This window comes from Okeania sp. SIO3I5, from assembly GCF_010672085.1.
Classification (GTDB): domain Bacteria; phylum Cyanobacteriota; class Cyanobacteriia; order Cyanobacteriales; family Microcoleaceae; genus Trichodesmium.
The window spans coordinates 31,942-42,468 of sequence record NZ_JAAHHT010000056.1; the positions used below are offsets into that span (position 1 = coordinate 31,942).

Here is a 10,527-nt window from a genome sequence, read left to right on the forward strand (position 1 = left end):
ATTTCATCAAGTTCGAGTCAACAAGAGACAGAAAGAATTAATCAAACTTCTATTTCCCCATCAGAAATACCGTTAGTTTCTCCACAACCGATTTCTGAGGAATTAGCAAATTCAGAAATGCCGTTACGACAAGAATTTACAAGTATTTCTGAACAACCACTTCCCATCATTAAAGCAAAGCAGCAAAATTCTTCTTTATCACCCTCATCTCTTCCCTTAGTTAATCCTTTAAATACTCTAGTGCCAATCAAACAACCTCAACAAGATGATAATTATTCAACCCAAATAAATTCAATCAAACAAAAGAATTTAGAATCTCAAATATCCTCACAAAAATTGCCCATCGTGACTACTCAACCTCTAACCTCTCAAGCTAATTTTACTGAGAAAAAAATATCATTTGCCAGAGAGGAGCCAAATTATCAAAATCAATCTTTTAATATTTCTAACTCACAAATTAAACCAAATAATACCAATCAAAATATTTATCCTCTGACTACCCCTGTTACTTCTCCAATTAATTCCAAATTAAAATCTCAACCTTTACCTTTATATGCAGGAAAAAATAGACCATTATCAAACAGTATTAGTCAGCAACCTAACTTATCAAACCAAAATCCAATAGGAGCAAATACTAATTCTTCCTCATCCCCAAAAATTTATGCTAATCCTTCAGTACCAACAGAAACTTCTGTTTCAACTATGGCAAATAAATCAAATTCAAAGATTGATATAGATGCTATAGCTAATAAAGTTGAACGGAAATTAATGCGACGTTTAATAATAGAAAGTGAACGTAGAGGTAAAAGTAGATGACTCTAGAAAAATTAACTATTAAAGCTGAAAAAAGTAACCCTGGAGACTTTAAAGACCAAATTAAAGTTCTTTTTAATCCCAGTGAAATTACCATGACTATACCTGGTGGAAAAATGGGAGACTATGGACTTTTAGCAGCAGAAGAATCTGCTAGTTTAAGTCTGAATTTATTCTTTGATACTACTCTCAATCAATATCCACCAGAAAATGTGCAGACATACACCAAACAGATTGTAAGTTTAACTCAACCTCGGATTGGGACAGATAAAAAAAGACCTCCTCGTTGTCAACTGATATGGGGGACTATTTCTGGTAAAGATAGTGTTATTTTAGCTGATTGTTTTTTGGAAACGGTAACTAAAAAGTTAACCCATTTTCTCCAAGATGGAACACCTGTAAGAGCTACCTTAGATTGTACTTTTAAGGAGTGGAAAGAACCCGAAACACAGAAAAAAATTGAAAATCCAATAGATGATCCGGTAAGAATTGTAAAAAGGGGAGAAACTTTGAGTAGTATTGCTACTGAGGAATTTGGAGATCCTTCCCTATGGCGTATTATTGCTGAGGAAAATCGTTTAATTAATCCCAGAAAATTAACACCCGGAACAGTATTAACTATTCCTCCTCTCAATACCTAATAGGAGTCAGGAGACAGGAGACAGGAGACAGGAGGAATGGGGAGTGAGCGAGAAGGCAGGAGGCAGAATTATAACCTACATTCCGCACTTCAATTTGTAACATGAAAATCAGTATAAAATCTGTAGCTTGCTTAAGTATTTATACTATATAAATGCTATTCATTTACCTCGATCAGGAGTCAAATTATCAGTGAAATGTTAAGCATAAATACTTACTGAATAGTTAACTCCTATTGACCACTATAGTTTTCTTCTGCCTCCTGTCTCCTGTCTCCTGTCTCCTGTCTCCTAGTCCCATACTACATTTTGTCGTGCGGAATGTGGGTTATAAGAGTGATTTTTCAGCCAATAGTCAACCCAAAATCCTCAGTTTATAGAGCTCTAATGAGCTGAAAAAGTGAGCGTTTTAGGGTAACGGGAGGCAGAAAAATTAAGGGACTATTCTTCTGTAGGGGCGATTTCCTACGGAATGCTCCGCAAACGCGAATCGCCCCTACAACTCCCATTCCTCCTGACTCTTTCCCCTTACTAAAAGACTTTTTCAGCAAACCCTAATTATTAATTATTAATTATTAATTATTAATTATTAATTAAACCTTATTTTCAGGTAAAAAATGTCTAAAAAACCTAGTGGTGAAGAATTACTTAATCCTAATATTAAAATTTTAGTTCAAGAGAAGGCTATTTCCCCAGAATTAGAAGCAGATTTTATCTCAGTAAAGGTGTCGGAAGATTTAGAAGCACCTGGTATGTTTGAATTAAAATTTGTTATTTGGGACTTAGAAAAGCAAGAATTTACTTGGATAGATGAAACGGTTTTTGAGTTAGGAGATAGTGTTGAAATTCAGATGGGATATAACAATAATATCGAAACTGTTATGGTGGGGGAAATTACTGGACTTGAACCGGAATTTTCCCAAGATACTACTCCTATATTAGTAATTCGAGGACATGATTTACGTCACCGTTTGTTGCGAGGCCGTCAGACAAAATCTTTTACTCAAATGAAAGATAGTGATATTGTTAGTCAAATTGCTAAAGCGAAAGGACTTACTGCAACAGTAGAGGATACTAAGATTAAATTAGAATATGTTTTACAAAAAAATCAAACTGATTGGGAATTTTTACAAGAACGAGCAGAACGTCTTGGTTATGAAGTAGTTGTTGATAATAAAACTTTATATTTTCGTCCCCCTGATAATGCAGAACAAAAACTTTTTACCATAACTTATGGGGATGATTTACGAGATTTTCAACCTCGTTTAAGTACCATGAATCAAGTTTACCAAGTGCAGGTACAAGGATGGATTCCCAAGGATAAAGCAATGGTTTTAGGCAAAGCGGGGGCCGGTAAAGAAGGTAGTATAATGGGAGGTTCAACTTCCGGTGCTAAAGAAGTTCAAAAAGCTTTTGGTTTATCTAGTGATATAATTGTTAATCAATCTGTTTCAAGTAAAGCCGAAGCTGACAATATGTCTTTAGGACAGTTTAAAGATGGCTTGCTTAACTATATTACTGGGGAGGGAACTTGCCAAGGTTATCCAAGTTTACGCGCTGGTAAAGTGATAGAAATTGCTGGGGTTGGTAATAAATTTGGCGGTCTTTATTATCTGATGACTGTGGAACATTCTTATTCAGAATCTCAGGGTTATCAAACTTCTTTTACTGTTAGGAGAAATGCGACTTAACGAAGTCAGAAGTCAGAAGTCAGAAGTTAGAAGTTAATAGCTGTATCTGTAAGTAAGGTTTGCGGAAAAAGTCTTTTTGAGCCAATCTTGTAGAGTGCGCTACATTATCATTAACGCACTGCCTCGATCAAACGTTAATTAATTTTGGTCTTGTGTATATAAACTTGTAAATTAAACCGAAACTGATGGATATTATTTTAAAGCCAGAACAAGAAAAATTAATTCTAGCTAAAGTAAATAGTGGGAAATATACAACTGTTGATGAAGTTATTGCTGAAGCTTTACAATTGTTAGATGAAAGAGATAAACATTATCAACAGTGGGTGGAAGATACTCGTAAAAAAGTAGCTGTAGGTTTGGCACAACTAGACAGAGGTGAAGGAATTGAAGCACAAACTGTTATTAATAAACTCAAAGAAAAAGTTCACCAAGCTAAAGAAAACAAATAATGAGAATTTGTTTAATTTCCCCAGAAGCAAGTCAAGATTTAGATGAAATTTTTGATTATTTCGCTAGTCAGAATGTAGAAGCTGGCGAAAGGTTTGTTATTGCTTTTGAGAACAAATGCGAAAAATTATTACAATTTCCAAGTATGGGCAGAAGTTATCAAGACATTGAACCTTCATTAAGAGGTATTCCTCTTGATAATTATATTATTCTCTATCGTTTAATAGAAAATGGTGTTGAGATTGTTAGAGTAGTTAGCGGATATCGTAATTTAGAACATCTTTTCGATCGCTAATATCATGTCCAGATAATCAGTGATAAAAAAAACTTTCTTCTTTTTATATAGCAGTCGAAGCAAAGGTTAGGACATATTAAAAACCTAAAACCCAGACAACGCAAGGTTTTTCCTTCTGCCCCCCTTTCAAAGGGGGGTAGGGGGGATGCCCTCTGCCTTCTGCCTTTTGCTATACTTTCTTCTCCTCTCTTCCCTCCTGTCTCCTGTCTCCTGTCTCCTGTCTCCTCCCTCTACAACTATTCAACCGGACATAATATTACCAGGAATGCTACTCAACTTCCTGCTAATACCAAAGTATTCCCCATAACCCCTGTTTGCTTTAATATCATGCCTTTCCTCTTTTTGCAACTCACGGCTAATACCTTCCAGCAAATCCCTCTCGTAGATTTTGGCTGGTGTACGGTTAACTGCCTTGATACAGGCGTAGTGCAGAACATTAATAATGCCACCCCCAGTCAGCTCATGCTCATTCGCCAACTTTTCAAAATCCACCTCCTGGGCAACATCAAATGGCTTGTTCAGAAAATTATCCTGCCATAACTGCAAACGTTGTTCGGCATTTGGCATCGGAAAAAAAATCATCGACTGAAATCGCCGTGCAAAAGCTTCGTCTAATTGAGAGCGTAAATTGGTTGCTAGAATCGCTAAACCAGAATAGTCTTCAATCCGCTGTAACAGATATGAGACTTCTTGGTTGGCGGCACGATCGTTAGAACTTTGGGTTTCAACACGTTTGCCAAATAGGGAGTCTGCTTCATCAAAAAACAGAATCCAATCTTGCTGATTAGCTCTATCGAAAAGTCTGGCTAGATTCTTTTCCGTTTCCCCGATGAACTTGGATAGAACTCTGGAAAGATCGATGCGAAATACCGGAAAACCAGATTTTTTCCCCAGCAAACAAGCAGTCATTGTTTTTCCGGTTCCGGGGGGACCATAAAAAAGGCTACGAAAACCAGGTTTGAGTCGCTGCTTCAATTGCCATTTGTCCATCAGTACGTCCTTGTTTTCAACCCAGGTGAGGATATCCTCAATTTGTTGTTGTGTAGTCGGAGCAAGTACCAGGTTATCCCATTCTAAGTCCGTTGTGATGCGCTGTGCAGGGAACATATAGCTCAAGGGCGGTGTATAGGATTGTCCTGTGATTATTAGTTCCCGATACTCAGGACTGAGATGGAGTGCTGCCGATAGTTGTGGTTCGTTGACGTGAGTATGTTCCATATAGAGGATTCCCTCGGCAAATAAGAGGCGATCGCTTCTGAACATAGAATCGTAATCAAGTCTGGCAGAGAGGTTGTCATCTGCCAATAAAAACATTGCAGTCTCACAAGTTGGCAAAAAGCCACTGTGGGAGTTGCCCATCACTCCGCCAAATTCCGTATATCCGCGATCGAAGGATTGATTACGAACAAAAAGCATATCAAGTAGATTGGGTTTGATATGGGGAATCAAGCAGAGAATAAGCAGCAGACGTTCTGCAGGTTCCAAGTTGAATTTGTGGACAAGTTCGGCGTAGGGCACATCCGTCTGTGGTAATACTGGCGGTGGAATTAAGGCGAACACATCGCTTTCCGCATTTTTTCCATCGGCACGAAGCTGAAACCGATGTTCTAAGATTTGGCTGAACCAAGTGAGTTCCCGCTCTATGCAATCTGCGTTATTATTGAGTTGAGTTAGATTCATAAGGAATAAGGAATTAATAAAAAGTAGTGAGTATAGTCTAAACGGCTAAGGCGATTTCTCAGAAAGAAGATACTAGCTTGAAGAAGTTATATTATGTTCGGATAAACACTAACTATAAAGTCATTGCGACTTACACTCGTGGAAGGAAGCAATCTCAGGGGTTTGAGATGTCTCTTCCATCTATACCGTAATCATAACTATTCAACCAAACATGATATTATCTTGTGACAGACAGTGATTAGAGAATTGAAAGTCCCTTAATCCGGGAAAGCCATCATGTCCAACGTGAGTTCGACGGAATTTGAATCTTTGAACTTTGGGATGAGGTAAGTTTTTGGGCAGTATTGACGACCAAATCGTATTGTCAAATAGTCAAGCTTAATGATAATAAATGGGTTATCCCCTCCAAAAAGGTCAAAAATTATCAATAAAGAGAGCTTATTAACATTTAATTAGCGAGCAAGGGAAATCCTCAAAACCTTATCATATCAACCTTATTATCAAACAGGATTGGGTCTAAAACCCCGCCTTTTAAGGCGAAATATTTTTGGAGCGTTGCTCTAATCCCCGTTACAAAAATAACTGTCTTGAGTGTGTCTTACATTCTGTTGGCGAAGCCTTGGAGCAGGAAACGGAGACCTCAGAATTACACACTCGCTTCTGACTTCTGACTTCTGACTTCTGACTTCGTTAAAGCTCCGAACTCCGAACTCACTTTGCACTGGGATCATTGCTCAAAGGTGCACATATACCCCCGATTTGGCTGTTAATGTGCACCTCCTCATATCAATTAGGCTAAAAGACGTTTTCAATGGATTTTAGGTTTTGTTATGGGCTTATTAATATTCTGTTTTTAAGACATGCTTCGTATTTATACCTTAGGGGAGAAGAGCAATTGCACCAATGATGTTTTCTTCTTGCACAAGATCTCCCAGGTCTTCCAATTTAGCATTGTGCTTTATAATCCCTCTGACTTCTGCTGCTGTTACCGTTACTGCGGATATATCAGTAACCTTCTCTCCTTTGAGCACATGGTTAATCCTGATGAGTAAATCTTGGTTTGCAGTATGTCCGTTCGTTGCCATAAAGTTCCCAATGTACTGAGCGTTAGTTGTGGTTATGGGGTAGGGATTTAACACTTGTGTTTGGTATTGAAATGCTTCTACCTGCTCGCAGGCATGAATAAGGTTCTGTCTTGTATTTGCTTCCTTTGCCTGATCGCCAGCTTGTCCTGGTGGTAAGATAGCACCAGGATCGATCGTGCAAATGTGAGCAGTGTTATCTTCAATAAGGATCTCCAGGTCGCATATGGCTAACACTTGATACACGTCGCGCAAAACAGAAAGATCATGAAGCATATTGTTTTTCATTGTTTGGAATTTAATTGGATCATTGCCATGATGCTGAGTAAGAAAGGTCGTTAACCTGGGCGCCAGTTGACCTTGGCCCATATCATATACAATAATGGGTGGGCTTGATGAATTAACTTTGGCCATCAGCATATTCAGTTTGCCTTTCTCATCCCTTGGTAAGTCCGCTTGTCCGAGGCCGTTATCCTCAGCAGCATAGAGGGTTGGCACTCTCACTCCGAGCATTTCCAATATTTGTATCATGGACACTTCATCCGTCAGCTTGTTTTCAGACAGGTTCCCTTGCATTCTGGCAGCGACAATTTGCTGTTGTCCCACCTCAATAGTACTGACGCCCTTGATTTGGCCACCGCCTAATGGGGCTCTATTTTCCAGACCGACATTGACTTGTGCGGCAGATAAAGGTTGAAGCATGGCGCGGTCATAGTTACCATAGGCCTTTTCGGAAAGCTTTTCCAGAATAAGGCCACAGATTTCCACTCTCCAGGCCATGGCATTTTGTCCATCTTCTGCGTATACCAAATTCCAGAATTTCATCAACTCAATGACGGGTAATTGATTGATGCTTGAGGCATTAGCGGGAACCGCTGTCGTATCATGTTCGGAATTGGGGATAGGAACACGTTGCACTGAAGCCATTTTGGCTAACTGATGGTTTAAGGCTTTTTGGTCTGGTGGCTGAAACGGCGGCTTATAAACCATATCTTGCAGATTCCTCTGCGTAATCGCTTCAGTCCGATTATCTACAAACTCAAATCCTTGCTTCCCATCACTTTTCTTCTGAGCAACAGAATTAGCAACCGCTCTAGCTTTATTTTCGGACGAAAAAGGGTCAGTTCTTTTTACAGAGGCCGCTTTCACCCCCATTAGGTCTGCCTCCCGTTCCAAAGCGCGGTCATCATTAATCGCCACGCCTTTAGCCTGCATCGTTGCCTTCACTCTCCCCTGCATCTGCTGCACCACATGCCATGCCTCATGGGGCAGATGTTTTTCTTGCCGTGGAGCAACATGGATATTTGTTCCTTGTGTATAAGCATGAGCCTGTAATTGACTTGGTTTATCCGAATTATAATGCACTTTCACATCATCCATGGAATAACCAGAGAGGTTTTCAATACCTGATTTTAGATTGTCAGGCAAGCCAGTCTTATTTTCTTGTCTCTGAATTGGCTGCTGTTGCGAAGAATAACTATCAGCCATCAATTGTGCAGCTTGTTTCCCTTGCGGGCTATTGTTTACCATCCCTTGTATTTTACGCATTTGAATAGCTGATTGTCGATTATCTACAAACTGAAAAGTAGAAGTAGCACTACTGTTATTATTCGTAACCTGATTAGCCACCGATTTTGTTTTATTGTCCTGGGTTTTATTGGCGTAAGTATACATAAATTTTTCTTTTCATGTCTTGTTTTAATGAATTTTTAGGTTTTATTATGGGACGTGGTATAGCATATATACCTATCCTACAGCATATTCTATGTAAATATAAAACATTAATTTTAGTAGTATAATGTCCAAAATGAAAGCTGATTCGATTGACCTCCAGGAAAAAATAATTAAAGCTTTAGCAAATTACCTCCATTGAAATAACCATTTGAATCTTTGAACTTTAGAATAAGGTAAGTTTTTGGGTAGTATTGACGACCAAATCCTATTGTCAAATAGTCAAGCTTAATGATCATAAATGGGTTATCCCCTCCAAAAAGGTCGAAAATCATCAATAAAGAGAACTTATTGACATTTAATTAGCGAGCAAGGCAAATCCTCAAAAGCTGATCATATCAACCTTATTATTTCTCCGAACTCCGAACTTCGAACTCACTTTGCACTGGGATCATTGCTAATAAGGTGCACATATACCCCCGATTTGGCTGTTAATGTGCACCTCCTCATATCAATTGGGCTAAAAGACGTTTTCAATGGCTTTTAGGTTTTGTTATGGGCTTGTTTCCAAGAATACAGAACGGGTCTTAGTGTGATCACTGACCCGCCTCATCAAGTTTTTGGTCTGAAGGAGTTACAGTGTGGTCCCCTGTTTTAGATACTTTAAAATACCAATCTTCATTTGGAGGATCATGATCGTATATCTCATACTTTATTTGATATGATGCAAATGGAACCCAATCTTCATTATCTGGTCCTTTATAGTCATAGGTCTGGTCAACAGTATAACTCCCTGCAGTTATGTCTTCCAATTTTCGGAGAGTTTCAGGTCGCTCTCGATGCGTATCCTTCATGAAACCATGATCGCCAGTTATATTACCTGAAATTCTTTGAGTTTTCTCGGACTCGTCTGTTAATGAAAACGGTGGGTTCGGTATTGCACTATATGTTATATTCTCTGTAATCTCGACGTCATCCAAATCATAGAATACTTCATTGGAACTCTCCCAACGTTCTATAATTGTAATTCCATATTTAGTATTTGCCTCTTTCGTCATACTAGGGTTAGTTGGGTATGCTCCATTTTTAAACTGAATAGTATCTTTTAGTTTTCTTTGCGCAATAGCCACAGGCCGATTATCCACAAACATTAGACCTTGCTTACCACTACTTTTCTTCTGAGTAACCGAATTTGCAACCGCTCTAGCTTTATTTTCGGACGAATTTGGGTCAGTTCTTTTTACAGAGGCCGCTTTTACCCCCATCAGGTCAGCCTCCCGTTCCAAGGCGTGGTCATCATTAATCGCCACGCCTTTAGCCTGCATCGTTGGCTTCACTCTCCCCTGCATCTGCTGCACCACATGCCATGCCTCATGGGGCAGATGTTTTTCTTGCCCTGGAGCAACATGGATATTTGTTCCTTGTGTATAAGCATGAGCCTGTAATTGACTTGGTTTATCCGAATTATAATGCACTTTCACATCATTCATAGAGTAACCAGAGAGGTTTTCAATACCTGATTTTAGATTGTCAGGCAAGCCAGTCTTATTTCCTTTTCTCTGAATTGGCTGCTGTTGCGAAGAATAATTATCAGCCATCAATTGTGCAGCTTGTTTCCCTTGCGGGCTATTGTTTACCATCCCTTGTATTTTACGCATTTGAATAGCTGATTGTCGATTATCTACAAACTGCAAAGTAGAAGTAGCACTACTGTTATTGTTCGCAACCTGATTAGCCACCGATTTTGTTTTATTGTCCTGGGTTTTATTGGCGTAAGTATACATAAATTTTTCTTTTCATGTCTTGTTTTAATGAATTTTTAGGTTTTATTATGGGAGGTGGCATGGCATATATACCTATCCTACAGCATATTCTATGTAAATATAAAACATTAATTTTAGTAGTATAATGTCCAAAATGAAAGCTGATTCGATTGACCTCCAGGAAAAAATAATTAAAGCTTTAGCAAATTACCTCCATTGAAATAACCATTTGAATCTTTGAACTTTAGAATAAGGTAAGTTTTTGGGTAGTATTGACGACCAAATCCTATTGTCAAATAGTCAAGCTTAATGATCATAAATGGGTTATCCCCTCCAAAAAGGTCGAAAATCATCAATAAAGAGAACTTATTGACATTTAATTAGCGAGCAAGGCAAATCCTCAAAAGCTGATCATATCAACCTTATTATTTCTCCGAACTCCGAACT

At 38.6% G+C, this 10,527-nt stretch carries 8 protein-coding genes; 5 read left to right on the top strand and 3 right to left on the bottom strand.

All coding sequences use genetic code 11. The annotated features are described in order from the left end of the window. From F6K40_RS15185 to F6K40_RS15205, 5 genes are all read left to right on the top strand, one after another. Positions 1–816, top strand: an 816-nt coding sequence (locus F6K40_RS15185) for a hypothetical protein (RefSeq protein ID WP_293137214.1), incomplete at its 5' end; no start/stop codon positions are given. Then, positions 813–1,454: a CIS tube protein gene (locus tag F6K40_RS15190; RefSeq protein WP_293137216.1), complete on the top strand. Its 642-nt coding sequence runs from the start codon at positions 813–815 to the stop codon at positions 1,452–1,454. The genes F6K40_RS15185 and F6K40_RS15190, both read left to right, overlap by 4 nt. 614 nt (positions 1,455–2,068) lie before the next feature. Beyond that, complete coding sequence (locus F6K40_RS15195; protein WP_293137218.1) at positions 2,069–3,142, top strand: phage late control D family protein; 1,074 nt, start codon at positions 2,069–2,071, stop codon at positions 3,140–3,142. A gap of 185 nt (positions 3,143–3,327) precedes the next feature. Continuing rightward, positions 3,328–3,591 (top strand): ribbon-helix-helix domain-containing protein, encoded by a 264-nt coding sequence (locus F6K40_RS15200; protein ID WP_293137220.1) that lies wholly within the window; start codon positions 3,328–3,330, stop codon positions 3,589–3,591. Further along, entirely contained in the window at positions 3,591–3,884 is a 294-nt protein-coding gene (locus F6K40_RS15205) for a type II toxin-antitoxin system RelE/ParE family toxin (RefSeq protein WP_293065100.1), read from the top strand. Before F6K40_RS15200 ends, F6K40_RS15205 begins: the two co-directional genes overlap by 1 nt. 240 nt (positions 3,885–4,124) lie before the next feature. Here the strand turns inward: F6K40_RS15205 and F6K40_RS15210 are convergent, their stop codons facing one another. The 3 genes from F6K40_RS15210 to F6K40_RS15220 all read right to left on the bottom strand — a co-directional run bounded on the left by F6K40_RS15210 (position 4,125) and on the right by F6K40_RS15220 (position 10,101). Further along, a complete protein-coding gene (locus F6K40_RS15210; protein ID WP_293137222.1) occupies positions 4,125–5,300 on the bottom strand; it encodes an ATP-binding protein in 1,176 nt (391 codons plus the stop codon). A 1,142-nt stretch (positions 5,301–6,442) separates the two neighbouring features. Further along, a complete protein-coding gene (locus F6K40_RS15215) occupies positions 6,443–8,320 on the bottom strand; it encodes an eCIS core domain-containing protein (RefSeq protein WP_293137224.1) in 1,878 nt (625 codons plus the stop codon). A gap of 593 nt (positions 8,321–8,913) precedes the next feature. Further along, positions 8,914–10,101, bottom strand: a complete 1,188-nt coding sequence (locus F6K40_RS15220; RefSeq protein WP_293137226.1) for an eCIS core domain-containing protein — start codon at positions 10,099–10,101, stop codon at positions 8,914–8,916. Positions 10,102–10,527 lie beyond the last annotated feature (426 nt).